This window comes from Oceanobacillus saliphilus (assembly GCF_023522835.1).
GTDB classification, from domain to species: Bacteria; Bacillota; Bacilli; order Bacillales; family Amphibacillaceae; genus Oceanobacillus; species Oceanobacillus saliphilus.
Genome location: NZ_JALCZU010000004.1, coordinates 113,823 through 138,730 on the forward strand (window position 1 = coordinate 113,823; position 24,908 = coordinate 138,730).

Annotated in this window: 25 protein-coding genes; 5 read left to right on the top strand and 20 right to left on the bottom strand. The window is 38.3% G+C overall.

Features of this window, described 5'->3' with window-relative positions; all coding sequences use genetic code 11:
- Positions 1 to 386: 386 nt before the first annotated feature.
- From MN204_RS08645 to fabG, 4 genes are all read right to left on the bottom strand, one after another.
- Positions 387 to 1,679 carry a GntP family permease gene (locus MN204_RS08645; protein ID WP_249870686.1) on the bottom strand — a complete coding sequence of 431 codons (1,293 nt, stop codon included), beginning with the start codon at positions 1,677 to 1,679 and terminating at the stop codon, positions 387 to 389.
- Positions 1,680 to 1,736: 57 nt separating this feature from the next.
- Entirely contained in the window at positions 1,737 to 2,603 is an 867-nt protein-coding gene (locus MN204_RS08650) for a 3-hydroxyacyl-CoA dehydrogenase family protein (protein WP_249870687.1), read from the bottom strand.
- A gap of 197 nt (positions 2,604 to 2,800) precedes the next feature.
- Positions 2,801 to 4,021: a thiolase family protein gene (locus MN204_RS08655; RefSeq protein WP_249870688.1), complete on the bottom strand. Its 1,221-nt coding sequence runs from the start codon at positions 4,019 to 4,021 to the stop codon at positions 2,801 to 2,803.
- A 98-nt stretch (positions 4,022 to 4,119) separates the two neighbouring features.
- The gene (gene fabG / locus MN204_RS08660) at positions 4,120 to 4,866 is read right to left on the bottom strand and encodes a 3-oxoacyl-ACP reductase FabG (RefSeq protein WP_249870689.1); all 747 of its coding nucleotides are present in this window, start codon (positions 4,864 to 4,866) and stop codon (positions 4,120 to 4,122) included.
- Positions 4,867 to 5,267: 401 nt separating this feature from the next.
- Between fabG and MN204_RS08665 the strand changes: the two genes are divergently transcribed.
- Complete coding sequence (locus tag MN204_RS08665) at positions 5,268 to 6,194, top strand: LysR family transcriptional regulator (RefSeq protein WP_249870690.1); 927 nt, start codon at positions 5,268 to 5,270, stop codon at positions 6,192 to 6,194.
- A gap of 136 nt (positions 6,195 to 6,330) precedes the next feature.
- Here the strand turns inward: MN204_RS08665 and MN204_RS08670 are convergent, their stop codons facing one another.
- Positions 6,331 to 7,143: an alpha/beta fold hydrolase gene (locus MN204_RS08670; protein WP_249870691.1), complete on the bottom strand. Its 813-nt coding sequence runs from the start codon at positions 7,141 to 7,143 to the stop codon at positions 6,331 to 6,333.
- A gap of 145 nt (positions 7,144 to 7,288) precedes the next feature.
- Between MN204_RS08670 and MN204_RS08675 the strand changes: the two genes are divergently transcribed.
- Positions 7,289 to 7,444 carry a P-II family nitrogen regulator gene (locus MN204_RS08675; RefSeq protein WP_306798637.1) on the top strand — a complete coding sequence of 52 codons (156 nt, stop codon included), beginning with the start codon at positions 7,289 to 7,291 and terminating at the stop codon, positions 7,442 to 7,444.
- 512 nt (positions 7,445 to 7,956) lie between these two features.
- On the opposite strand, the gene MN204_RS08680 is transcribed toward MN204_RS08675, so the two are convergent.
- The 5 genes from MN204_RS08680 to MN204_RS08700 all read right to left on the bottom strand — a co-directional run bounded on the left by MN204_RS08680 (position 7,957) and on the right by MN204_RS08700 (position 12,300).
- Positions 7,957 to 8,886, bottom strand: coding sequence for an IS3 family transposase (locus tag MN204_RS08680; protein ID WP_249870858.1), 930 nt, complete (start codon positions 8,884 to 8,886; stop codon positions 7,957 to 7,959).
- On the bottom strand, positions 8,787 to 9,347 hold the full coding sequence (locus MN204_RS08685) for a helix-turn-helix domain-containing protein (protein WP_249870693.1): 561 nt from the start codon (positions 9,345 to 9,347) through the stop codon (positions 8,787 to 8,789). Before MN204_RS08685 ends, MN204_RS08680 begins: the two co-directional genes overlap by 100 nt.
- 391 nt (positions 9,348 to 9,738) lie before the next feature.
- Positions 9,739 to 10,224 carry a hypothetical protein gene (locus MN204_RS08690; protein WP_249870694.1) on the bottom strand — a complete coding sequence of 162 codons (486 nt, stop codon included), beginning with the start codon at positions 10,222 to 10,224 and terminating at the stop codon, positions 9,739 to 9,741.
- Positions 10,224 to 11,012, bottom strand: a complete 789-nt coding sequence (locus MN204_RS08695; RefSeq protein ID WP_249870695.1) for a DUF3100 domain-containing protein — start codon at positions 11,010 to 11,012, stop codon at positions 10,224 to 10,226. Before MN204_RS08695 ends, MN204_RS08690 begins: the two co-directional genes overlap by 1 nt.
- 25 nt (positions 11,013 to 11,037) lie before the next feature.
- Positions 11,038 to 12,300, bottom strand: a complete 1,263-nt coding sequence (locus MN204_RS08700; protein ID WP_249870696.1) for a M20/M25/M40 family metallo-hydrolase — start codon at positions 12,298 to 12,300, stop codon at positions 11,038 to 11,040.
- Positions 12,301 to 12,854: 554 nt separating this feature from the next.
- On the opposite strand from MN204_RS08700, the gene MN204_RS08705 reads away from it, so the two are divergent.
- From MN204_RS08705 to MN204_RS08715, 3 genes are read left to right on the top strand one after another with little or no spacing between them, the layout of a single operon-like run.
- Positions 12,855 to 13,907 carry an ABC transporter substrate-binding protein gene (locus tag MN204_RS08705; protein ID WP_249870697.1) on the top strand — a complete coding sequence of 351 codons (1,053 nt, stop codon included), beginning with the start codon at positions 12,855 to 12,857 and terminating at the stop codon, positions 13,905 to 13,907.
- A 9-nt stretch (positions 13,908 to 13,916) separates the two neighbouring features.
- Positions 13,917 to 14,684, top strand: a complete 768-nt coding sequence (locus tag MN204_RS08710) for an ABC transporter ATP-binding protein (protein ID WP_249870698.1) — start codon at positions 13,917 to 13,919, stop codon at positions 14,682 to 14,684.
- A gap of 6 nt (positions 14,685 to 14,690) precedes the next feature.
- Positions 14,691 to 15,485 (top strand): ABC transporter permease, encoded by a 795-nt coding sequence (locus tag MN204_RS08715; RefSeq protein ID WP_249870699.1) that lies wholly within the window; start codon positions 14,691 to 14,693, stop codon positions 15,483 to 15,485.
- A 63-nt stretch (positions 15,486 to 15,548) separates the two neighbouring features.
- Here the strand turns inward: MN204_RS08715 and MN204_RS08720 are convergent, their stop codons facing one another.
- The 10 genes from MN204_RS08720 to MN204_RS08765 all read right to left on the bottom strand — a co-directional run bounded on the left by MN204_RS08720 (position 15,549) and on the right by MN204_RS08765 (position 24,888).
- Complete coding sequence (locus MN204_RS08720) at positions 15,549 to 15,824, bottom strand: acylphosphatase (RefSeq protein ID WP_249870700.1); 276 nt, start codon at positions 15,822 to 15,824, stop codon at positions 15,549 to 15,551.
- A gap of 134 nt (positions 15,825 to 15,958) precedes the next feature.
- Complete coding sequence (locus tag MN204_RS08725; protein WP_249870701.1) at positions 15,959 to 16,291, bottom strand: MFS transporter; 333 nt, start codon at positions 16,289 to 16,291, stop codon at positions 15,959 to 15,961.
- Positions 16,275 to 17,303, bottom strand: coding sequence for an MFS transporter (locus MN204_RS08730; protein ID WP_249870702.1), 1,029 nt, complete (start codon positions 17,301 to 17,303; stop codon positions 16,275 to 16,277). Before MN204_RS08730 ends, MN204_RS08725 begins: the two co-directional genes overlap by 17 nt.
- Before the next feature lie 351 nt (positions 17,304 to 17,654).
- Positions 17,655 to 19,322, bottom strand: coding sequence for a ribonuclease J (locus MN204_RS08735; RefSeq protein ID WP_249870703.1), 1,668 nt, complete (start codon positions 19,320 to 19,322; stop codon positions 17,655 to 17,657).
- 390 nt (positions 19,323 to 19,712) lie between these two features.
- Positions 19,713 to 19,958 carry a type II toxin-antitoxin system PemK/MazF family toxin gene (locus MN204_RS08740; protein ID WP_368858657.1) on the bottom strand — a complete coding sequence of 82 codons (246 nt, stop codon included), beginning with the start codon at positions 19,956 to 19,958 and terminating at the stop codon, positions 19,713 to 19,715.
- A gap of 61 nt (positions 19,959 to 20,019) precedes the next feature.
- Positions 20,020 to 20,181 carry a hypothetical protein gene (locus MN204_RS08745; protein ID WP_194287382.1) on the bottom strand — a complete coding sequence of 54 codons (162 nt, stop codon included), beginning with the start codon at positions 20,179 to 20,181 and terminating at the stop codon, positions 20,020 to 20,022.
- A gap of 411 nt (positions 20,182 to 20,592) precedes the next feature.
- Complete coding sequence (lspA, locus tag MN204_RS08750; RefSeq protein WP_249870704.1) at positions 20,593 to 21,066, bottom strand: signal peptidase II; 474 nt, start codon at positions 21,064 to 21,066, stop codon at positions 20,593 to 20,595.
- Between the two features lie 105 nt (positions 21,067 to 21,171).
- On the bottom strand, positions 21,172 to 21,819 hold the full coding sequence (locus MN204_RS08755; RefSeq protein ID WP_249870705.1) for an alpha/beta hydrolase: 648 nt from the start codon (positions 21,817 to 21,819) through the stop codon (positions 21,172 to 21,174).
- 345 nt (positions 21,820 to 22,164) lie between these two features.
- Complete coding sequence (locus MN204_RS08760) at positions 22,165 to 23,370, bottom strand: MFS transporter (RefSeq protein ID WP_249870706.1); 1,206 nt, start codon at positions 23,368 to 23,370, stop codon at positions 22,165 to 22,167.
- A 330-nt stretch (positions 23,371 to 23,700) separates the two neighbouring features.
- Positions 23,701 to 24,888, bottom strand: a complete 1,188-nt coding sequence (locus MN204_RS08765) for an amidohydrolase (protein WP_249870707.1) — start codon at positions 24,886 to 24,888, stop codon at positions 23,701 to 23,703.
- Positions 24,889 to 24,908 lie beyond the last annotated feature (20 nt).

Here is a 24,908-nt window from a genome sequence, read left to right on the forward strand (position 1 = left end):
TATTATAGTACAGACCCAATCCAATCATTCGGCATTGCTAAATTGTATGGTTAGGAGTTCATGTTGCTTAAGATGAAAATGGCTTACGAAGAAAATAAACTCTTCGTTTAAGTTCGCTTAGCCCTTTGGCAAAATCAGTATATGTGAACGTACCATAAGAATATGGTTGGCCTTGCCCTGTCTATAGAGGTCAGCAGCTAATCCCCCGTCAAGGACATTCTGGAACAACAGCACAACGACAACATCTTGTTTATCCGTTTACTTTTCGCTATACCTAATCGCCTAAAGTTCCTAGCTTTCATACCATTTTTTCAAATAAATAAAATACCGTACATAGGGGGGGAAATCCCTACGTACGGTAAAATTATTAAAGATTTATTAAAATATTAATAGAATAATGGAGAAGCTAATACAATTGCAAGTGCACCTATAATTGGTAAAATTACAGACGTTACAAACGCATATTTATACCCTTTCGCATAAGCAACTCCACTTAATGTAAACATGACAACAATAACTGAGTTCCATGGTAATGCATCAAAACCGATGGCAGTAGTAGCCATTAATCGATGGATTAAATCTGGGTGATAACCCCAGGATAAAAACTCTGCTCCAAATAGATCGGTAATCATGGTTAAACTTCCAGAAGAAGATCCGGTCATTGCTGAAACAACCGAAACAGTTGCCATGATTTTTAACATCCCGTTTATTGATAAATCCATTAATGCAGTCTTCATCACATCAAAGAAAGGTACTACTTCTACAACTCTTGCAACACCAACGACTACAGAAACATAGATTAATGGCAATATACCATTTTCTACCCCTTTACTCGCTGTATTACCAATATCATCTAATGATTTCCAGAATAATACAACACCAATGATGCTTGCTATTAATAGTCCGATAACAATATCCATTTTTAATACATTAATTAATAATAAAGCCATTAAAATAGGGATAAGAGAAAGTAGAGCATTCGGTGCTTTTTTATCTAATTCCTTTTCATCAATATCTGCCGCATTTATACTTTGAAATTCTGTTATATCAAAATCTCTTTCTGAATTTTTCAAGATAAGTTTAACAAAAATAGCTGCACCTATGAGATACACAACTGTTGCCACTAACCCTACACCAGCACCAGCCATGAGGTCTGTCCCAAAATAATTCGTCGGAATAATGTTTAATACCTGTAGTGAACCTGGTAACATACCAACTGGTGGAATCGTTCCAATTAATGCAATTGCCGGGAAATAGGACCAAGGAATACGTAACCTTTGGAATAAGCTCTTTCCAATTGGAAGAATGAAAAATACGATTACAAAGATACTCACTCCGCCATATAATAAGATTATAGTAATACCAACAAAGGCTGGTAGTGACCATTTATCTCCTGCTTTAGATGCGATTGTATTTGCCAATCTCCAACCGGCACCACTATCTTCCATGATTTTACCAAACATTGCCCCAATACAGAAAAGCAATAAATATTGACTAGCGAAACTAGTAAACCCTGACATATAAGGTCCTGTCCATGTTTCCGCTATACCGATACCACTGAATAAAGCAATAATTGCACTCGTACCTAATGTTACGAGTAATAAGTTAATTTTTTTCCAGGAACCAATCATTAGGAAAATAAATCCTAATAAAATTCCAATTCCACTTAATATCTCCATTTCAAATCACCATTCTTTCGTTATCATGTAGCATTTTTTTATTGCCAAGAAATCTAGTTAACTTTTTGGATGTTTATATTGATAAAAACCTTCTCCTGATTTTTTACCGTACTTGCCTGCTCTGATCATATTTTTCAATAATAATGGAGGGGCAAAGCGGTTATCAGCAAATTCTTTTTGGAAATATTCCATAACGTGATATCCAATATCGACACCAGCATAATCCTGTAATTCAAAGGAACCCATTGGATGATTTAAGCCATAGCGCATCGCCTTGTCAATATCTTCTTTAGAAGCAATTCCTTCTTCTAGAACTTTAATTGCTTCTATAAATTGGGGAATCATAATGCGATTTACGATAAAACCAGGAGAATCCTTCTTAACTTCCACGACTTCCTTTTGAAGGACTTCAGACACTGATTTTAAAATAGAAACTGTTTCATCGCTTGTTTCCAAACCTCGTACTACTTCTACTAGTCTCATCATTTGTGCAGGATTAAAGAAATGCATCCCAGCTACACGATCCGCTCGATTAGTAGATGAAGCAATCTCGGTGATGGATAAGGAAGATGTATTCGTCCCAAGAATAACATCGTCCCTTACAATGTCATCAAGTTGTCTAAACAGCTGTTGCTTTGCATCCATATTTTCGATAATTGCTTCTACAACGAGGTCTACTTCTTTAAATTGTTGTAAGTCTGTTGTCGTAGTTATGCGATTTAGCGTTGCTTGCTTATCTTCTTCTGTCAGTTTACCTTTTTCTACACTTCTTGCCATAAAGTTATTCATATGATTTATTCCAGCATCGAGGAATCGTTCCTCCATATCATTCAAAATAACATCATAGCCATTTAAGGCAAATGCATTGGCAATCCCTGCTCCCATTGATCCTGCTCCAACAACTCCAACCGTCTTTATTTCCATAAAAAAATCTCCTTTTTAATTAGAATGTGGTTAAAAGATACTTATTCACTGATAATCGATTATGAGTCGATTATCAGCTTATTGTTATTGCCTCGTAACTGTTTGTGTTTTGTTGGCTTTAAATGCTCTTTTTGGCTTACTTTCACCATCCATTATTGCCCTTTCAAGAAATAATAAAGTGGTTTAGTCCCTGGAAATTAAGCATTTGGGTTTTTAATTAATAGAGCAATCCCCATACCGCCACCAATACATGCACTAGCAATACCGTATTTCTTATTTTGTTCAATTAATTCATACGTTAATGTCATCGTAATACGTGCGCCACTCATTCCTAGTGGATGACCAAGTGCTACAGCTCCACCGTTAACATTGATGCGGTCATAAAGCGGGCTATCCAGGTACATATCAAGTTCTTTCATAACACCAAGCATTTGTCCTGCGAATGCTTCATTGATTTCATATAAATCAATATCTTCTTTTGAAAGACCTGTTTTTTCCAGAAGTTTACGGATTGCAAATGCCGGTCCTAGTCCCATCACAGATGGATCTAATCCAGATACAGCCCAATCGACAATTTCTGCCATTGGCTTCAAGCCTAATTCTTCCGCTTTTTCTTCTTTCATCAGAACAACTGCTGCACCACCGTCATTTAATCCAGATGCATTACCCGCTGTTACGGAACCATCTTTCTTAAATGCTGGTTTTAATTTTGCTAAACCTTCTAATGTTGTGTTAGCTCTTGGATGTCCGTCCGTATCAACGACAGTGACCGCACCTTTTCTGCCTTTAATTTCAACAGGAACGATTTCTTTCGCGAAACGTCCACTTTCCACTGCTTTCGCTGCTCTCATTTGACTGTTATAGGCAAATAAATCCTGATCTTCTCTGGAAATATCATAGCGTTCTACAACATTTTCTGCAGTATTGCCCATATGCATAATTGGAAATTGTGGGTGTGGTTGTGCATTGTGATGGTATTGCGTATTCGCATCTTTTAATGCTGCATTGCCCATTCGTAACCCTTGGTAACGTGTTTCAAGCGGTAAATAATAAGGTGCACGTGATAAGCTCTCCGCACCACCGGCAACAACGACTTCGGAACCACCTGTCAGAATATCCATTGCCCCATTAATGATTGCTTGTGTACCTGAACCACAAATACGGTTTACTGTATAACCTGGTACATGCTCTAAGCCTGCAAGCAATGCTGCATTACGTCCTAAGTTCGGTGCATCGCCTGAAGATTCCACATGACCTAAGATCACATCGTCAACAAGGCTTTGCTCTAGATTATCGGAACGTCTTAACGCTTCCTTGATAGCAATCGATGCTAATTCTTCTACTGGAACGGTTTTCAAATCACCGAGGAATGCTCCCACTGGTGTTCTAGCTGCACTCGTAATAACTACTTTACTCATAAAATACACCTCAACAAAAAATTTTTAGAAAGATAAAATCTTTACTTCACTTAAAAGCTTGCATGCTCCTCTTATCCGGGAAGCAACTGCTAACTTGATTACATATTTAATCCGCCGTTAATTGGCAATAACTGACCAGTAATAAATCCAGCTTGCTCAGATCCTAGGAATGCTGCTGCTGCTGCGATATCTTCTGGTTCACCAACACGTTTAACCGGGATTTCATTGATCATATTGGTACGAATATCCTCTGGAATCGCATCTGTCATCGGTGTTCTGATAAATCCTGGAGAAACTGCGTTTACTGTTACACCTTTTCTTGCATATTCACGTGCAAGTGTTTTAGTTAACCCAAGAACACCAGCTTTTGATGCTGCATAGTTTGCTTGTCCAAAGTTACCTTCTTGACCTGCAATAGATGATGTATTAATGATCCTTCCGTAACCTTGTGCTGCCATTACTTCAGCTGCCACTTTAGATGTAATAAATGAACCAACTAAGTTCGTATCAATAACCATTTTGAAGTTTTCAACACTCATCTTCTTCACTGAAGAATCTCTAGTAATTCCTGCATTGTTAACCAAAATATCTAATTTACCAAATTCTTTTACTGTATCTTCAACCATTTGTTTTACTTCTTCTTCGCTAGCAACATTTGCTTTAAGTGCAATTGCTTTCCCACCATTAGCAATGATTTCTTTAACAACTTCATTCGCTTTATCTGCTTCACTATCGAACGGGTAGTTCACTACTACAGATGCCCCTAATTTCGTGAAATATCGAGCAATACCTGCCCCGATCCCTTGACTTGAGCCGGTGATAATTGCAACGCGATCTTTTAACATATAAAACTCCACCTTCTATATACTTTAATACTTCTGACAACTTGGAAAACGCTTACTAATTGCATATGCTTAAAGAGTATTTTATAATGCTACTATTCCATCAATCTTTAAAGACATGTAAATAATAGTTGTCGACCAGTACTGTTATACTTTCCTTAGACACTTATTATGGCACAGATGCGTTTTGCAGTGAAATACCTTTATGCATATACAATCTATAATGCATTTGTTATATCGGTTACAATTCTATCCGGGAAACGCATATAAAAGGAACGCTTTGTTCTGCAAATTCCATTACAGAACTTGAAATAAACAGGGTTAATGTCACATTTTTCACACATATTAAGTATGTTTAAACGAAATTATAATCATAACCAAAACGTTATAAGAGGAGGGTATAGATGATAAGGGATCTTTCAAGTAAATATCTCCGGTCTATCATTAAACATGGAAATATTTCCAGTGCAGCAAGGGCTTTGTATATTTCTCAACCATATCTTAGTAAGTTCATCAAGAAATTAGAAGAGGAGATGGGGGTTGAATTAATAAGTAGAGATGAATCGCCAGTAACACTCACTTATGCTGGTGAACGTTATTTATCCTATATGGATGAGATCAAACATATATACAGAGAAATGGAAGGCGAGATAGAGGCAATAACCGATTTGAGAAAGGGACGATTAAAACTTGGTATCAATCCTATATTAGGATCCTATATACTGTCCAACGTACTACCTCAGTTTATGAAGAAATACCCCGGCATCGCAGTTGAATTGGTCGAAGAATCCGCAAAGGAAACCGAATCTTTACTACTTCAAAACAAGCTCGATATTAGTATAGTTATGCTACCCATTTCTAATCAAGAGATTATCTATGAAAAACTAAGTGAACAAAAGATTTTGCTTGTCATACCACAAGGGCATAAATATTATGATCCCAGCTATACATCGAATCCTATTAAATCCTTTGATATCTCAAAATTGGACGGTGATGACTTTATTTTGCTGAAGTCCCAAAATAGTTTACGAAGAATTACTGATGAACTATTCAAAAAGAAATCGGTCACCCCTAATATTGTTCTGGAAACTTCCAATACCGTTAATGCATTGAGGCTCGCAAATAGCGGAATTGGTCTAAGTATTATTCCTGAAATCGTTGTAACAAAGGAAAGCAAGTTAACCTCCAATTTTTATAAAATAGAAGATCCGGCAAGTAAATATGATTTTGTCATTGCCTATAAAAAAGGGAAAGTATTACCTCCTTCAGCAATTGCATTTTTGAATAGCGCAAAGGAAAGCTATAAGCATATCGATCCTAACCTGAAATGACCAGGCAAACACCGCCTGGTCATTTCTTTTGCGTTAATATTTTTTTAGGACAAGGAGACAGGTACTCATCTAGGCTGAGAAAGAATTCTTCCCAACCCGGACAGTTAGCTGTCAACTTGTTGCTGTAAGTAAATAATCATATGGAACTTGCTATATCATCCATAACCTCAGTTAACTTACTGGGGTTTTCTAAAACTAACATATGTGTGCAATTTTCAAATGGAATGACTTTGGAATTTGGAATGTTTGCGTGTAAATATTCTGCGGTTTCTTTGGAGTAGAGTGTACTTTTTTCACCATAAACAATTTGAGCAGGAACTGTAATTTTTTCTAGAACATCACGATAGTCGTTTACTGCCATTGCATGCCACATTCCTGCAAGGACAAATGGAGAATTGAGTTTAATCCCTTCCATTGTCTCCTCAAACATCTCATCTGTTAAATAAGGTATTGCAATTTTCATAAATGAAGCACCAAACGCTTCCATGTCATTAAATATCGTTGTTAGATCACGATGAGCATCTTCTAAATGATATTCTCCATGGAAAAGACCAAGGTTCCAGCTTTCATCATTTACTAGTTTAGGCGTCATGTCTAGAAGTGTTACCGATTTCAATTTGGAAACACCAAAGGCTCTTACATAATCAAATATGACAGAAGTCCCCATTGAATGGCCGGCTAATGTTACGTCATGCAAATCCAGGAATTCTATTAATTCTTGCAGATCTTGGGAAAATCGGTTTAATGTAAACCCAATTCGGGGTTTTTCAGAACTGCCAAAACCTCTTAAATCATAAGTAACTACTTTGTAATTTTCACTTAACGCTTCAAAGGTTGGATCAAAACTCGTATGATCCATTCCCCATCCATGGATGAATACAATTGGGTTTCCTTCCCCTTTTTCTTGATAGTATAACTTCACACCATCACTCGTTTCAAAAAACGCCATCTTCATTCCTCCTTTTTCTGTTCACTACAATTCTATCAATTAGAAAATGCCTAGTCTATCAAAATATTTCCACTTTTTTCTAGTTGTTATTTTCCTTGGAGAATAGGAATCAGGGGTCAGAAAAAATGTTCCCTCTAAATGTTCAATGGTTGTTGAAGTAAATCAATTAGATGAGATTTTTGACATGATTATTGAAAGCTGTAAAACGGGTAATATTGGTGATGGGAAAATTTTTGTATCTTCTATAGAAGGAACCATTCGTATACGGACTGGTGAACGTGGAGTGGAAGCCGTTTTATAAAAAGACCGTTTTCGTAAGTTTTGTTACTTTTCGTTCTTCACAGTAGATATAAAGTGCGACGTAAGCAAAATCCAATAAGTATCTTCGGCAACCGCTCTGGGAAATACACTGCGCTTTTCGTGGGCGGCTGTTGAGCCAACTTGCGCTAAAGCGCTGCGCTGTCTCACCGATGCCTCAGCTCCCACAGAAGTCTCCGTGTATTTCCCAGAGCTGGTTAGAAGATTTCTGACAACTAATACTACCATCCGCCTAGGCATCAAGACTGGTGGATTTAATGTTTAACAAGCTTTGTAGCTTTTTATAAAAATGCTAGATGAGATCAAACTGAATCTCAGAACTTCAATAGTTCTTACTGAGATTTACCTTTATGAAAGATCACATCATCCAGCAGCCAGTAAACACGTAGACTCCAGCGGGAGGAAAGGCATAGGTGAGACACTGAAATGCAGTAGAATGAAGGGGCTCACCAGCCGCCCGCGGAAATGGTCTGACCCCCAATAGTTGGAGTTTTATTAAGAAACGATTAGATCGGTATGAATTCGGTATTGAACTGGGCTCATACCGGGCAATCTTCCTTTAATTCGTTTGTTATTGTAATAATAAATATAGTCTTCAATTTTACGTTTTAATTCTTCATAGGTACAGAGAGATTCCCCATGATACCTTTCTTGTTTCAGGAGACCGAAAAAGCTTTCTGCAGGTGCATTATCTATACAATTCCCCTTACGTGACATGCTTTGGAACACTTTGTGCTTCTTGAGTTTTTTCACCCATTTATCATGTTGATAATGCCAACCTTGGTCTGAATGAATTGTTGTCCTATACGTTGCGTTCTTGACGATATCTAAGGCTTCTTCAAGTGGTTCTACTACAAAATCTAATGTCGGACTGTTACTAATTCCATAGGATAATATTTCTCCATTAAACATATCTATAATTGGATTGAGATATAATTTCTTCCCATCTAAACATTTAAATTCTGTAATGTCTGTCGTTAATTTTTGAAACGGTATAGATGTACTGAAACGGCGCTTCACACGATTTTTCGCTATTTTACCTATTGTACCTTTATAAGAATTATACTTTCTTGATTTCCTACCAAATTTCTTACATTTTAAATCCAGCACCTTCATGAGACGCTGAACTCTTTTATAATTGATTATATGACCTTCTTGTCTTAATTGGTCTGTGATTCTACGATAACCGTAATCACCGTTATGTTCTTTAAATTTTGCTTGAATAAGCTCTTTCATTTCTGCATCGGGGTCTACATTTTCTTTTAAAACCTTCACATGATAATGATAGCTAGATTCAGGTATACCAACTATTTGTAAGACATATTTTAATTTGAATTCTTCTTTGAGTTCGAGTGATAACGCTGCTTGTGCTTTTCTAGATAAGACTCCGGATCCTCCTGAAAAGCTCGCAACTTTTTTAGGTATGCCACCTCTAAACGTAAAAGTTCATTTTCTCTTTCTAATTTCGGATAAGATTCTTTTTTATCATTTAGCTTTTTCTTCGCTTCATTATTAGGTTTATTAGCCATAGAAAGCAGTCCCCTCTGTTTATCCAGGGCTCCCAAATTGCCTTCAAGAAATATCTTTTGCCATCGAGAAATCATAGATGGATTCTTTATTCCAAACTGAAGAGCTGTGTCGGACACGGAAGCACCTGTGCTCTTCATAAAGCTTAATACATCTAACTTGAATTGAACAGAGTAAACACTTTGCTTTTGTTCATTTTGCACTAATTTATTTGACCCGTAATACTTATAAATCCTTACCCAACCTCGAAGTGTAGTCGTTGGTACCTTGTATTTTTCCGCTAACCGTCTATAACTCAATTTCCCACCAAGATATTCTTCTGCGACCTTTAACTTAAACTCTTCACTATACTTTGCCATAAACCTAACCCCCATAAATTATTTTTACTCTAACTTATAGGGGTCAGGTCAAAAGCGAAGTGTTTACTGGCTGCGGCTGCCGAAGCAATTTGTTTCCATCTCTGCGTTGCGCTAGTTACGTCGCAGCCTACATATATTGTGTAACGACTCATTTTTAGCAGTGTCTTAAACGATTTTTTCGCCACGAAAGCAGGCTTTATGATTTCATTTTCTTTCTCATAAGGATTATCCTGTCATTGTGTATTAAATTCGTGCTATAAAGCCTACTATTATAAATAATAACTTATCAAAAAGCCCCTGAACTACTATAAATCAGTAATTCAAGGGCTTTATGTTTATTCTGGAAGTGACATAATTACAGCTTGCCAGTTTCACATTCTAGTAAATTCTATTAATTCCCCGCTAAGAACAATCCCAACTGAGCCAGCAACGCACTTCCCACATACGTACCGGTAAAAACGAAGATGGCAACAATTGCAATTTTCCACGATGTTTTTCGCAAATCTACCAAACGGTTTGCTACAGAAATTCCCGCAAAGGTCAGAATGGGAGTGGTGATTGATAGAAAGTCTACCGCTGAAATCGATTGAACGAAAAAGTCAGAAGCAAGACAGAATACAAGTGACGTAATCGATACCCAACCAAGGATGGGGAAATCACGGATGAATTTAATGCGAACATGTTGCATCAAATCGGAAACAAATATCCCAATCATAGAAAAGGTCCATAAACTTGCAAGACCATAAAATGTCATGACAGTAACCGGTGTAGAATCCGGGTTTTTCAGTAGTTTAATTTCTTGCGTAAATAAAATTAATCCGATACTTAATAGCAGTACGAGACCGTATTTGATGTATTTATTCATTCCAGCTGCCATTACTTATCACCTCTAACCATCAATTTGTACATGAACTGCTGCAGTGGTGCTGCAAGGAATACCATGGTGAATGTACCAAGGAAACTTGTCAGCAGCTGGCTGGCAGAAGCATATGCCAAAATCGTACTTTCCATCTCTGGCACAGTCGCTACAAGGGTCGCTGACGCCGCACTCATCATACTTCCAGATCCAACACCTGATGCCATTGCAAGTGCCTCAACTTGAATTCCCAAATCCATTAGTATCGGTGCAAACACACTGAAGAAGATGGCACCGAACAATGTACCAATAATATAGATGGATAGAACCCCTCTACCCTCTTTGGATTCCAGTGTATATTTTTCAGAGATGTAGGCCATCTCGCCTTCTCGGCCAATACCAAGTGTTGCGCCAATTGCTTCACGGCGTAGTCCCAGCATAATCGCAATCGGAAGCCCGATTAAAACAGTTCCGAGATTACCTAGTTCCTGGATGATGAACACCCAGCCGATCGACAGAATTTCACGAATATGTGGTGCCACATCCGCTCCGTATCTCGCCATTAGCGGAAGCATAATAAAAATCAGATACTTACTGGAGAAATTGATATTTCCCTCGCTATAAACCTTTTTCCAAAATCCTTTGCGAAAGAACTTTACTCCTAGAACCATCGTAATGACGATGGCAAAAACAAGTGGCAGCAGACCGACCGTAAATCCTCCAATCGGAATCATTTGAAAACCAATCATTTCAGCAATAAATATTACAATTAATGCAAATGCTATTAGGTAAAGCAGATTTCCCTTCATCGTATGTCTCCCCCATAGTTGTCATCTAGCCGACAATGTCAGCAATCAAATCCATATATTCCTTGTATGTTCTCTTATATAATTTCGACCGGTCCATTTTCCCGTTCATTTCCTTCAATACTTCTGACAGAAACCTAGGGAAAATCTCGTAAATAAATTCCGGATCTACATCGACAAAATCATCTCCATGAATTGTACCTGTAAAACCACTGTATCCGATTTGGATGCATGGCATCATAAAGGAAAGGTCTCCGATATCGCCAGCGGCACTAATCGCATCTCCATCATCAAGCACGGCAATTTCATCGGTATTCTCAAATGTGTTTTGCACAAATTCGGATAAATAGCGGTCCTGAAGAAATGGCAGGTATCCCATCTGAGTTGAAATATCGACCTCTCCCTGTAATGCCTGAGCACTTCCTATCGCCGCAGCATCCAGTTTGATTGCTGTTTCCTTCAAATAGTCGACTGTCTTCGTACGCAAATCTGTTCCAACCGTAATATGATTAGGAATCACGTTCGTAGACATATCTGAATGCATGACGATCGGATTAACCCGCACCATTTCGGAATCTCTCATTTGCTGTCTTGCTAGTCCTACTGCAACATTGAATAACGTAGACATGTTGTAGGCATTCTTAGAAGAAAACGGATCGAAACCAGCATGTGTCGCTTTTCCTTTAAACTTGTACTTCTTATACATAAAACCAGCTAAATCACTATTGGTGTTGATTGTTCTTTCCTTAAACTCCCCACCAATCGCATGTACACAAAGGGCAGCATCAATATCGTCAAACACACCAAGCTTCATCGCTTCCGGCTTTCCCCCATAATGGGAGATTGCATTCTCCTGTACCAGGCTTTCCCGATAATCCAAATCCAGATATTCCTCCGCAGGGACGAAAATAAAGCTTAATTTGTAGTCAAAATCCTTGTATGCTTCCGTTTTTAGTAGATGCGTATACAAGGCAAGAGCAATAGCGACTTGCGTGTAATGTCCACAGTTATGGGCAGCACCTGTTGCTTTATCTGCATGCATATGGCTTGGTGCATAAACAGCATCCAACTCGGCAATAAATGCCAGATGCAGATCTTGTTTACCCTTTCCACCAAGGGTAGTTTTGAATCCGGTTAAGCTGAATTCTTCTATCTCTATCGTTGGGTTTACTTTTGTCAGATAGTTAATGACAGTCTGTTTTGTTTTTGTTTCTTTATATCCTAATTCCGGATGATAATAAATTTCCTCCGCAATTTGTTTAATTTCTTCATATTGCTGTTTGAATATCAAAGGATGCTCCTCCTTCTAAGTTGCATTAAAGATTCGATGTTTCGTTTTTAGAACAGTATAAATACTATCACACGGGTATAATATTCGTCAATACCGTACTTTAAATCATACGAATAATATATCGTCCGGATTTTACCATTAAAGTTTTGACCTTTCTTTGAAAACGCCACCAATTAAATCAAAATGAAATTATATTTTTATTCGTTCGATAACCGTACGAATGCAACGACAAAAATAGAAAGACACCAGAAGTCCCTGACTAACTCTATTTATATGAAATAACCCCTAACGAGTAACAAATCTCCTTCTAGATTGCTAAAGTAAAGCACCTGTTATTTCAAGGTCGCTAGTCTTATCTTCTTGATGAAGTAATAATCCTCTCTCAAATAATCCAATAACCAACAAAATTTCTACTTTTTCAACAATTATATGGAATCCTTTTTTTATTTGTGCTATTCTTATAAAAATCTAATTAAACTGGCACATCAGGTAGTAAGCAAATGCCTGTGCTTTTTTAATTTCTTTTTTTTCAAAATTAAAGGGGGAATAGCAAGATGAGAAAAAGAATTATTATGGCATTTATTACAGCACTATTTTTAACAAGTATATTGGTAGCTTGTGGACAGGAGACATCAACTGATTCGTCAGGCGCAGCAGACTCGGATGCTGAACAAACATCCGTTGAAATTGGCATGTTGAAATTGACGAGCTCTGCGCCGCTATTTATTGCGATTGAAAAGGGCTTCTTTGAAGAGGAAGGTATTGATGCACAGGTCAGTTGGTTTGAAGCAGCACAGCCTATCGCCGTAGCGACAGCCGGTGGCGATGTGAATGTTGGCGCAACTGGGATTACTGCAAGTTTGTACAATATGGTTGCAGGTGGCGAAGAACTCGTTATTGTTGCGGATAAAGGAAGAGAACAGCAAGGCTATTCCTCCTCTGCATTATTGGTACATAGTGACTCAGACATTGAAAGTGTTGAAGATTTGAAGGACAAGAAGATTGGAATTACCCAAACCGGATCAACCTTTCATTATATGGCTGGTAGATTATTGGAGGAACATGGGCTAACCTCGGCTGATGTCGAGCTTGTACCTGTAAACAGTATCCCTGGCCTCATGGAAACCTTGCAAAGCAAACAAGTCGATGCTGTTTTATTAAACGAACCGAATATTACGAGGGTATTAGATGAAGGGTATGGCAAGGTAATTAAACAAGTAGGCGATGTGATTGACTATCAAACCTCCGGAATCTTTTTCTCTAAAGCCTTTGCCGAAGATACTGACACAGCGACAAAATTCCTAAAAGTATATGCAAAAGCAACACAATACTATTATGATGCAGTTCTCACAAAGGAAAATGGTGAGATTGTACCAGGTGAAAACTATGATGAGGTTATCGAGATTATTGCAGCATACACTGACCAGGAACCAGCTATTATCGAACGTGGTCTACCATACATGGATCGTGATGGTCAGCTGCTCGCTTCGGATATCCAAACCCAAATCGATTGGTATGCAAAGGAGGACCTTCTTGCAACACCGATTGATGCAGAGGAAATTGTGAATACAGACCTTCTCGACCAAGCACTAAAAGAATTGGAGTAGTGAACAGCTATGAGCGTCGTCATCGAGAATGTTGGAAAAACATTTATTGATTCGAAAAAGAATAAAGTAATGGCATTAAAAAATATAAATTTCACCATTGAAGAAGAGGAATTTGTTGTCCTTGTTGGCCCTAGTGGATGCGGGAAATCAACCTTACTAAACATTGTAGGCGGTCTCTTGTCCCCAACGAGTGGCAGTGTTTATTTTGAGGGAATCGAAGAAAATCCAAATTTAGGGATTGTCTTTCAAGAAATTGCTCTCTTCCCATGGCGCACGGTTTTTGAAAATGTCGTCTATGGCTTACAGGAAAAAGGTGCCTCCAAGAAAGAACAACAGGAAATTGGTAATCACTATATTGATATGGTTGGATTGAGTGACTTTAAGAACGCATATCCGAAACAACTATCAGGTGGTATGAAGCAGCGCGCTGGCATTGCTAGAGCTCTAGCAGTAGAACCGGATTTATTATTAATGGACGAGCCTTTCTCCGCCTTGGATGCCCAGACCCGGACCCTCATGCAGGAGGAGCTGCTCACCATTTGGAATCGCACAAGATTAAGCACACTTTATGTAACGCATAACATTGAAGAAGCGGTTTATTTAGCGGATCGGGTCATTGTATTATCAAGACATCCAGGTCAAATCAAACAGATTATTAACATCGATTTACCGAAAACAGGCAGAAATGATGAAAAGTACCGCCTGCAATCAAGCAAGTATGCAGATGAGATTTGGCAGCTCATTCGGCATGATGCTGAAGAAGCACTAAAGGAGTAATCAGAAATGGAAAAACAAAAACAAGTCATTACGAATCGCGTTGCCTTTCTTGATAAAAAAGTTCCATTCTACACTTCCTTTCTAGGCATAGCAGGTATCTTGATTTTATGGGAAATCATATCTCGGATTGGAATCGTTTCCCCATTATTCCTACCTGCCCCGTCTAACATTATCATCACAGGCTGGGAAATGCTTGTAAGTGGAGAGATATATGGGAACCTAACTGCAAGTCTCTATCGAATTGTCCTTGGCTATGCCATCGGAGCCACTTTCGGTATATTAATTGGTCTAATTCTCGGATTTTTTAAAGTAGCAGATGCAATCGGAACACCGATTGTTTACGCGATTTACCCGATCCCTAAAATCGCTTTACTACCTTTATTTATCCTCTGGTTAGGAATTGGGGAATTATCAAAGGTAACGATTATTGCATTGGGTGTTTTCTTCCCAGTCGTTATTAATACCTTTTCCGGTGTAAAAAGCGTTGATCCCATGCTTATTAAAGCTGCGGTAACCTTTGGATCCAATCGGATTAATGTAATTCGTAAGGTAATTCTACCTGGCTCCCTGCCAATGATATTTGCCGGTTTAAAACTCGCCGCCGGGACATCACTACTTTTACTTGTGTCAGCTGAAATGATCGCTGCTCAAGAAGGTATTGGTTCCATGGTGCTGCATTATGGAAATTTAATGATTACATCGAAGCTAATGGTCGGCGTACTTATCCTGTCCATGCTTGGTTTAATCTTTAACAGAGGCTTAAGGTGGTTGGAGTATAAGCTGATACCTTGGAAAGAATAGAAGAACAAAAAAGGATTAGCTGCTGTTTCTATAACAAGCGGCTAATCCTTTTGTTTTTCAAACCTAATATTTAATCTTAAACGTTTTAAACTGTGGATTCCCTGCTAAGTTTGTTACATCCATCCCATGAACTTTAACGAAACGCGAGGGTCCTTTTTTAATCAAATCCAAAAATAGCGATAGATCTTCTGCTTTACCAAAAGCTTCCATCCGTACACTACCGTCATCCTCGTTCTTCACCCAACCGGTAATGTTATATTCGACTGCTGTACGTTGCGTAAAATAGCGAAAGCCAACGCCTTGTACATGACCATATACGTTCACGCTTACGTATTCCATGCGAATCACCTCTGTCCCAAATATTATCACAAAGAAACCTGAGCAAACAAAAGTTGCGCCCGTATAGGCTCGTTCGGACTGCGCCTGCATCGTGCAAGTGGTGCTTCGATGCTGCAGAAAAACGCCTATGTTTTTTAGCTATAAATCTTCTTCTCATGCGCCGTAACATAAAGCATGCCTGGAATCAACACAACAGCAACTACCACTAGTGCAATCGCCATTGTATTCATATTTCCTACGTTCATTCCTGTAGCAAAAGCCACACCATAAATACTCGAAGCCAAAATATTCCCAATAAATCTCGATGTCATAAGCAGTCCCGACGCAATTCCACTTTCGGCGGGAACAATAAAGGTATATAACAGGTTTTGCAATCCAATATTCTGTATCCCATTACTCATCCCCGTAACCGCGAGCACGACACCAATCCAGATTAATGGCGAATTATCCTCAACGGTAAATAACAAGATCACACCGACCGATGAAAACACTGGCCAACAGCGGAATTCGAAATCCTGTCCGCTCCATCCATCTAGTCGCAATTGGTGTCATGATCATTGCAAAAATGGAAAGCGACAGCATCGCGATACCAGCAACTTGAGCACTTGCACCTAATACACTTTGAATAAATGTTGGAAAGCTTAGAAGCACGGCAAAGAATATGATGGTTGATAAAATGTACTGACCAAATATAACTGCTACATTCAAGTTTTTCCGGAAGAAATTTACATTGATAAAGGCTTCATCTCTTCTTTTCTCATACATGTAGAAAACAATCGTTAGTACAATCGCAAGTATTAATGTTCCGATTTGAACACGTTGCTCGAGTCCAAGTAAAAAGATCATCCAACAAGTAATAAATAAACTAAATAGCAAAATTCCAATTCCATCTAACTTATATGATCTAGTCGTGTTTTTCTTATCTTTCGGGATAAACAGCCACGTTAATCCAATTCCAATTGCAAGTATCGGCAGGTTCACATAAAAAATAATCGGCCATCCACCGAACTGAATGAGCATTCCTCCAATCGTTGGCCCAAATGCCGCAGACGTTGTTGCAAAAACAGCTAATGTGCCAATCACCCGGTTTTGATTGTGTTGGATTGTATGACGTATAATCCCAACTCCAGCTGGAAAGAGTGCCGAGGTACCAATTGCTTGAATTCCACGCATCGCAACCAACACAATGAAATTCGGAGATAATGGTGCCAAAATGGATGATACCACTACTAGCCCAAGACCAATTAAAAAGATTAATTTTCTCCCATAAATATCACTCAATTTCCCAATTAACGGCGTAAAAATCGCACTAATAATAAAATAGGAAGCAATTAACCATGAAATACCTGCTGCACTCAAGTCAAAATCCTGTTGAATTGCTGGTAATGCTACTGTGATCATCGTTGTATTTAATGGATTAAGAATAACGCCCAACGACACAGCTAGTATGATATATTTCTCTTTTCCCCCCAAAGTCATTCCGATGTCTCCTCTATGAAGTTACTATTCCTTAATTTTAGCACAACCAAATACGAAGCAGTGCAAAATTAACCTATCAAACCCTTCTCCCACTGCATAAGAATAAGCATCAACCTCCAACTCCCTGAACAAAAGCGCGGGGCGCCCGTTAAGGGACGTACGGACTGGACTGAGGCGTAGGAGATAAAGGAAACACGACGAACGGAGAGAGTCGATGTTGACTTATCGTACGGAGGTGAAGGAAGTCTCGCTAGTCCCTGGGCGCTGGAGCTAGACGTGGCAATAAAAAGAAGACCAACACTTTAAATAACTAAAGCGCTGGCCTTCATTACAAAATCTTATTCAACAAATTCAAATTTCCATCAATATCGGAATAATCATTGGTTCCTTCCTCGTATGATCTTTCACATATTGTGCGATGGCCCTTTTCATCTGCTTTTTCATGACATTCCAGGAATATCGATTTGCTTCATGCAGCTCGTTGATTGTTTGCACCGTAATTCGAGTCATTCCTTTTCGGAGGTCAGAGAAATTCTGATCGACAAAGCCACGAGAAATAAATTCCGGATCGGAGAGCAGTTTATTTTCCTCTTTATTCATCGCTATGATAATCAGGAGCATTCCATCTTCTGAAATCTTTTTACGGTCACGTAATACAAATTCCATGTCACCCACATCAACTCCGTCCACATACGTGTTACCACTCGGAACTGTTCGAGTACTGCGAGCAATGGAATTTTCAATATCCACCACATCACCATTTTTTAAGATAAACGTATTGCCCTCTTCTACACCTACCGATTCTGCGAGCAACCGGTGATGGTGAAGCATTCGATATTCACCATGAATCGGTATAAAGTATTTCGGCTTCATCAGGGTAAGCATGAGCCTTAAATCCTCTTGATAGCCATGACCCGAAACATGCATACCGGAACTGCTTCCCGATCCATAAATCACATGAGCTCCGAGTTTATATAAGTTGTCGACAATACTGGTTACATTCTTTTCATTCCCAGGAATCGGACCGGCCGCAAAAATAACCGTATCTTCCGGCAAAATCTCTACATCGCGAAAGTTTCCAGTGGACAGGCGATTAAGTGCTGCCATCGTCTCTCCTTGGCTCCCGGTACATAAAATAGTTACCAATTCTGGAGGGTATTTATTAATATCTCGAGGTTCAATTAACATACCTTCTGGAACTGTTAAGTAGCCACGCGCCATCGCAACCTTTGCTACATTCACCATTGACCGGCCAAGTAATGCTAGCTTTCGCTCGGCTTTCTGTGTAGCATGGACAACCTGTTGGATACGGCTAACATTGGAAGCGAACGTAGATACAATCACTTTTCGCTTTGCCTTCATAAAGATCTGTTCTAAATTTTCACCTACCATCTGTTCCGATGGAGTGTAACCTGGTCGCTCTGCATTGGTGCTTTCCGATAAAAGGAGCAGGATTCCTTTGTTGCCAATAGCAGCCATCTTATGAATATCCGGTCTTTCATTAGTAGCTGGTGTCAAATCAAACTTGAAGTCTCCGGTATGTACAATTATTCCATCTGGAGTATGGAATACAATCCCTAAACAATCCGGAATACTATGGGCCACTTTAAAAAAACTAACATTCATTTCACCGATTTGAACTTCCGAATCTGAATTGATTTCGATAAGTTCGCTTTCTCTTAGCAGTCGATGCTCTTTTAATTTGATTTCAATTAACCCCATTGTAAAACTCGTCGCGTACACGGGCACATTTAACTTTTTCAAGAAGAAAGGGATACCCCCAATATGATCCTCATGGCCATGTGTAACGATTAAGGCACGTATTCTCGTCTCATTTTCGATAAGGTAAGAAATATCCGGGATGATTAAATCAATTCCCAATAAGCTCTCATCAGGAAACTTGTTTCCACAATCAATTATTACGATATCGTTTCCATATTCAATTGCGTACATATTTTTCCCAATCTCATGTAAACCGCCAAGGGCGAAGACAGATAATACATTATCTTTTGTTCCCATATGAATCCCTCCTGGTAGCAAATATGGTTTAGTATACCCTTTATGATTGTTTTTATCTGTTGGAATTTCTGTCAGAGTAAAAAGGATTACTTGTTTAACTTTAGAGCTGACAAGCAATGTTGGCACTCGTCTAAAAATAGAATAAATTTAGGCTATCTAATTCGAACATTTTGTAAGTATTAGGGTATTTTGCTGAACTTCCATGGGGGGGAATGTGTAAAAAATTCAACTCCTACCTTTCCACCCTTTTTTACCCTTTTTCCGCAAAACAAAAAAACACCTACAAACATTGATATAACAACATTCGTTGGTGTTCTTCCGTTTCTAAAATAATCTAAATCCACCTTTATGATACCGGTGGACTTTTTCTCTACATCATACACACGAAAATTAAAAATAGTTTCGTATTGCAGTCAACACTCTCTCTAAATCATGTCCATGTAACTTTCCAATTTTAAATAGTAACTCTTTAAAATGCACGGTGTTTAGTTTAGAACATCTAACAATGGAAGGTTTTGCTAAGCCCGCTTCTTCCCAGTATTCAATCGCAACGTCGAATTCATTTCTTGCATGATGACTTGTAACTGTCGCTATTAAGTGATCTAATTCTACAATTACATTATCATTGCTTACAATAACGACTGGTCATCTTTTTCCATTTAACTCAACAGTCCATACCTCTCCGCGTTTGCCTGTTTTACTCATCTTCTTTACCCCAAAACATTTCTTCTTTCTCTTTTATGATTTGCTCTTTTGGAGGTCTGCTATCAAAATAATTATCAAATAACTTATTGAGTAATTTTATCCGTTCCCCGTTATCCATTTCTTCGATTGCTTTCATAATCTCATCAGCAGTCATTTATAACCACCTCTTTTAACAATAGATTTATTTAAATCAATTATACATTAGAAATAAATTTTAATAAAACAATCATCAAACGAAAAAACAGCAAGATTCGCAGGGACAGGTAGACCGGTCCACTCAAAAAATTTCAAAACAAGCACTAAGTATCTAACATGCAGGGATGGAGTATAGATCCAATGTGTCAGTTCCCCCACTTCGCTAAAGCGTTAATGCTCGAAGTGGGGGACAGGCATAATACTACGTTTTCGACCTTTATGATACCGGTGGACTGTTCTATGCATTATACACACAATTATTATATTCATAACGTGTTATTCCTGGTTTTTGGGACGTTCCTTTTCTCTATTTCATCCAAGGATCGCCCCTTAAATGTTTATAAATCTGAATACATATCAGTGTAATGAATTAATTCAGATTTGCAGCCTTTCGCTTTTTTATCTCATCCATTACGGAATCTATGAAAATCAAAATCACCCCAAAACTAAGAGCATAATCTGCTACATTAAGAATACCTTGGCCAAATTGAACGTGGATAAAATCCGTTACTTGATTAAATAAAATTCGGTCAATAGCATTTCCAATCGCACCACCCACAAAAAGGGCAACTCCTATTTTCAACAGTTTTCCATTTATATACCCTTTTTTCAGCATATAAATAATGATACCGGTAATGATGATTGCAACAGGAACAAACAAACGGCCATACCCTTCAAATAATCCAAAGGCGGCTCCACTATTTTGAAAGTGTTTAAAATGTAATACACCTTCCCAAACTACCATCGTATCCCCAACATTTAAATAGGTACGAATCCAATACTTAGAAATTTGATCAACTAAAATGACGAGAAAAGCAACACTATAAAAAAGAATCGGAATCACACTTTCTTTACGTTGATATTTTTACGGATTACCTTGTAGTCAATTGTAATAGGTAAGCGTAAAATGTAAGCTTTCATAGTTATGCAGAATAAAGAATTTAAACCTTTATTTTACCGACAGTTGTAGATCCAACCATGCTCGGAAGTCACGGTAATTTTCTGCTGAAATCGTATGACCTTCTGGATAAGTATAATAGCTCACAGAAGCGCCTAATTGGCTGAAATAATCCCGATTTGCTTCCCCCCACTCAAGAGGAAACACCGGATCTTTTTCACCATGAGAAAGAAATACTTCTAGATGGCTTGCAGGCTGAATGGAATACGCTTCTTTTACAAACGCCGGGATGTAGCCGCTAAAGGCCATGACACCGTGAATCCTACTGCCCATCGTTAATCCAAGAACCATGGAAAGAATAGCCCCTTGGCTAAAACCACCAAGGAATACCTTATCTGGGTCAATGGCATACGTGCTTAAAGCATTGTCAATAAATGCTTCCAGCTTCTGAATGGTCTCATCAAAGACAGATCGGTGAGGCTTGCCATATCCCTCGATGGTGAAGTAAGCAAATCCAGGTGGCTGTTCAACTGAACCTCGAATACCAAAAATGTAAGCATCCTTCTCAAGACCATTTGCCAGCGTCATAATATCCTGTTCATTACTTCCCATTCCATGCATCAGAAATATCGCTGGATAGGTTCTCCCTGGTTGTTCTGTTTCTGGTTTTCGTAATTCATAAATAAGAGATGTTTGCATGTGTATCATCCTTTTGTTGGTAAGTTATTATCAGAGACAATGAGCCTATTAGACTTCCTGTAATCATAGAATACTTTCATCGGTTCGTTCAACTATTTAGTTTATCATCTACTCGCAAACACCTCATGCATCCGTCATCATCACTTGGCAACAGCCTAAGCCTCACGGGCAAAAGCACTTATATAAATAAGAAAGTTTATACTTGCTCACTTCCTATAATATAGCTAATCACATCTCTAAGCCCATATTTTTGTATATGGAATAGAGATAGTCCTTTTTCAGCAAAACAAAAACTCCCTAAACATTGTTGTAACAAAATTAGGGAGTTTTTCACTTAATTAACTTTTATTCCACAGCATTTACTGGCTTTACGCTTACTAAAAGGATAACCAAGCCACAAATAAATGCACTTATTCCCATTGCAATAAAGGCCACATTATAATTACCACCGTAAGCGGTAATTAAATATCCAGTAATCGTAGGGGAAAGAAAGCCTCCAATTGTGGAACCCATATTAATAATGGCAATGGAGGAGCCGATTACCTCTGGCCGAATCAATTTATGTGGCCAGCTAAACAAAGTAACGAAGACTGCATTGGATGTAAGTGTAAAAAGAAACATCATGATAATCGACATAACTAAGCTATCGGTTATAGCGAAAAAGATACACGCAAGTGCACATATGATAATACCGGTTAAAGCAAACCACTTATCCTTCCCTCTAAAAACTTTATCGACCAAAATGCTTGAGCTCAGTGCACCAACACTCATTAAAATGGCGTTAATACCCAAAATAATACTAATTCCTTTTAAATCAAAACCAAATTCAGCCTCATAGAGGGATGGTAACCAGGAAAGATAGCCGTATAGAACAATATTTAAAAAGAGTAGTGCAGTAAATATAACAAATACATTTTTATCTTTAAATACAACACTGATTGGAACCTTATTCTTCTTTTTCTCTTGTTCTTCCTTAGTATCCTTTTTCTCTTTTGGAAAGAAGATAAAAATCAAAAGAATTGCAACAGCAAATAATAAAGCTAATCCGTAGTAAGCATAACGCCAATTCATATTAATTAACGTGGAACCTAATGTGAACGCAAGAATGCCACCAATACCAGACGTAGCTAGGATTAATGATTGGACAAACATTTTTTGTTTAGGCTCGATGTTATTTGCTACAACCTTTGCCGAGCTTATTGGTACGCCAGCATGACCAAGCCCTGCAATTAATCGGATAACCATTAGTAATACTAATGCACTCACAAATCCAAAGAAAAAGGTCGCTACTAAAATGGTACCAAACGAAATTAATAATACTTTTTTTGGTCCAATTTTGTCAGAAAGCCATCCACTTGGAAATTGCATCACGGTATATCCTATGAAGAACATACTCATTAATAGGCCTGATTGGCTAGCATTTAACCCTAATTCCGCTTCCATTGGAATGATTGCAGCGGCAATCATATTTTTATCCATGTAGGTTAATGCATATCCAAACATAATAGAGATAATTAGCATGACGTTCGTTTGGGACTTCTTTTGACTCATCTCTTCCACCTCTAACATTTCTATGTTTTAGCAGGTTGACTGGCTGCAGACCTTTAACGAAAAGAATTTGAGAGTAAGTAGTAATTAAAGGAAGGACAGCAAATCAAACGCCTGATTCGTTTAACTGCTGCTGAGTCTCACCTTATGATATAAACGCGAACAATAAAATAAGGAAACAAGAACAAGCACCCATCGGATGTTTACTTTTCCTATAATACCCTAAAACTTCATTTTTAGAAAACGTGGCAACTGCCTAACCCTTTTTTTGCGGATGCCTTACTTCCTAAAAAAATACCGATAGTATCTTCATATACTATCGGTATGTTTAAATTAATTTTTTTCGAAATAACCGCAAACGACATGACCAACTGCTTTTGCTGCGACAAGAATGGAATCTTCATCAATTTCGAATTTAGGATGATGATTGAAATAAGGTTTTTCTACTCCTTTTGGTGTACATCCAATATAGAAATAGCAACCTGGGATTTTTTCTAGGAAATAAGCGAAATCCTCTGATGGGGATAACGGTGGATATTCTTTTACTTCCTTAATATCCTTATCATTTGCCTGCTTTAGAATTTCAGCAACCATCTCTGTATATTCCGGATGGTTATATAATGGCGGGTAGTCCGAAATATATTCCAGTGTACATGTCACACCGAACTCTACTTCAATCCCCTCGACGATCCGCTTAAATTCTCTTTCAATGATTTCTTGGCTTTCCACGCTCATATAACGAATATCACCTTCAAGTTCGATACTATCTTTAATCACATTGAACGTACCTTTTCCATCGAATGAGCCGATTGTAACGACACCGACATCCATTGGATTTAATCGACGGCTTATAATCGTTTGAGCGACCGTAACAAAATGGCTACCTGCGATAATCGCATCATTTGCAGTATGTGGTGATGCACCATGGCCACCTTGTCCTTGTATTTTCAATTTGAAATACGATCTACCATTAAAGGAATAACCGCTATGATATCCAACAACACCAGCTTCATCCATCGGTAAAACATGAACCCCAAAAACAGCATCTAAGTCGTCTAATTTTCCAGATTCCAACATACTCTTCGCGCCACCTGGTGGTACTTCTTCTGCATGCTGATGAATAATTTTAATCGTTCCGTTCAGTTGATCTTTTAATTGAATGAGGCAATCTGCAAGAATAAGTAAGTATGCTGTATGGGCATCATGACCACATGCATGCATAACACCTTCATTCTTGGATTTAAATGGGACATCTGCTTCTTCTGTTATTGGAAGTGCATCGAAATCCGCTCTTAGTCCAATTGTTTTTCCCGGTTTCCCACCAGCAATGGTTACGACAATCCCGTAACCATTACCGACATTTGTTTCTACTTTTACATCTTTATTTTTATATAAATCTGCAATATATTGAGCTGTTTTCTCTTCTTCAAAGGATACTTCTGGATATTGATGAAGATAGCGACGAATTTCAATCATTTCTTCTTTACGCGATTCCAACATTTCCATTAATTGGCTTCTCATTACAACCCTCTCCTTTTATA

What these genes read in the sequence shown, in the direction of transcription:
- MN204_RS08650 (WP_249870687.1), bottom strand. Translation starts at nt 2,603, where the DNA reads ATGGAAATAAAGACGGTTGGAGTTGTTGGAGCAGGATCAATGGGAGCA.
- MN204_RS08695 (WP_249870695.1), bottom strand. Translation starts at nt 11,012, where the DNA reads ATGAAGGGAAATCTGCTTTACCTAATAGCATTTGCATTAATTGTAATA.
- MN204_RS08720 (WP_249870700.1), bottom strand. Translation starts at nt 15,824, where the DNA reads ATGGAATACGTAAGCGTGAACGTATATGGTCATGTACAAGGCGTTGGC.
- MN204_RS08675 (WP_306798637.1), top strand. Translation starts at nt 7,289, where the DNA reads ATGGTTGTTGAAGTAAATCAATTAGATGAGATTTTTGACATGATTATT.
- MN204_RS08730 (WP_249870702.1), bottom strand. Translation starts at nt 17,303, where the DNA reads ATGACTTTGGGGGGAAAAGAGAAATATATCATACTAGCTGTGTCGTTG.
- MN204_RS08645 (WP_249870686.1), bottom strand. Translation starts at nt 1,679, where the DNA reads ATGGAGATATTAAGTGGAATTGGAATTTTATTAGGATTTATTTTCCTA.
- MN204_RS08670 (WP_249870691.1), bottom strand. Translation starts at nt 7,143, where the DNA reads ATGGCGTTTTTTGAAACGAGTGATGGTGTGAAGTTATACTATCAAGAA.
- MN204_RS08755 (WP_249870705.1), bottom strand. Translation starts at nt 21,819, where the DNA reads ATGCAAACATCTCTTATTTATGAATTACGAAAACCAGAAACAGAACAA.
- MN204_RS08765 (WP_249870707.1), bottom strand. Translation starts at nt 24,888, where the DNA reads ATGAGAAGCCAATTAATGGAAATGTTGGAATCGCGTAAAGAAGAAATG.
- MN204_RS08745 (WP_194287382.1), bottom strand. Translation starts at nt 20,181, where the DNA reads ATGACTGCTGATGAGATTATGAAAGCAATCGAAGAAATGGATAACGGG.
- MN204_RS08685 (WP_249870693.1), bottom strand. Translation starts at nt 9,347, where the DNA reads ATGGCAAAGTATAGTGAAGAGTTTAAGTTAAAGGTCGCAGAAGAATAT.
- MN204_RS08705 (WP_249870697.1), top strand. Translation starts at nt 12,855, where the DNA reads ATGAGAAAAAGAATTATTATGGCATTTATTACAGCACTATTTTTAACA.
- MN204_RS08760 (WP_249870706.1), bottom strand. Translation starts at nt 23,370, where the DNA reads ATGAGTCAAAAGAAGTCCCAAACGAACGTCATGCTAATTATCTCTATT.
- MN204_RS08665 (WP_249870690.1), top strand. Translation starts at nt 5,268, where the DNA reads ATGATAAGGGATCTTTCAAGTAAATATCTCCGGTCTATCATTAAACAT.
- MN204_RS08710 (WP_249870698.1), top strand. Translation starts at nt 13,917, where the DNA reads ATGAGCGTCGTCATCGAGAATGTTGGAAAAACATTTATTGATTCGAAA.
- MN204_RS08690 (WP_249870694.1), bottom strand. Translation starts at nt 10,224, where the DNA reads ATGGCAGCTGGAATGAATAAATACATCAAATACGGTCTCGTACTGCTA.
- MN204_RS08735 (WP_249870703.1), bottom strand. Translation starts at nt 19,322, where the DNA reads ATGGGAACAAAAGATAATGTATTATCTGTCTTCGCCCTTGGCGGTTTA.
- fabG (WP_249870689.1), bottom strand. Translation starts at nt 4,866, where the DNA reads ATGTTAAAAGATCGCGTTGCAATTATCACCGGCTCAAGTCAAGGGATC.
- MN204_RS08715 (WP_249870699.1), top strand. Translation starts at nt 14,691, where the DNA reads ATGGAAAAACAAAAACAAGTCATTACGAATCGCGTTGCCTTTCTTGAT.
- MN204_RS08655 (WP_249870688.1), bottom strand. Translation starts at nt 4,021, where the DNA reads ATGAGTAAAGTAGTTATTACGAGTGCAGCTAGAACACCAGTGGGAGCA.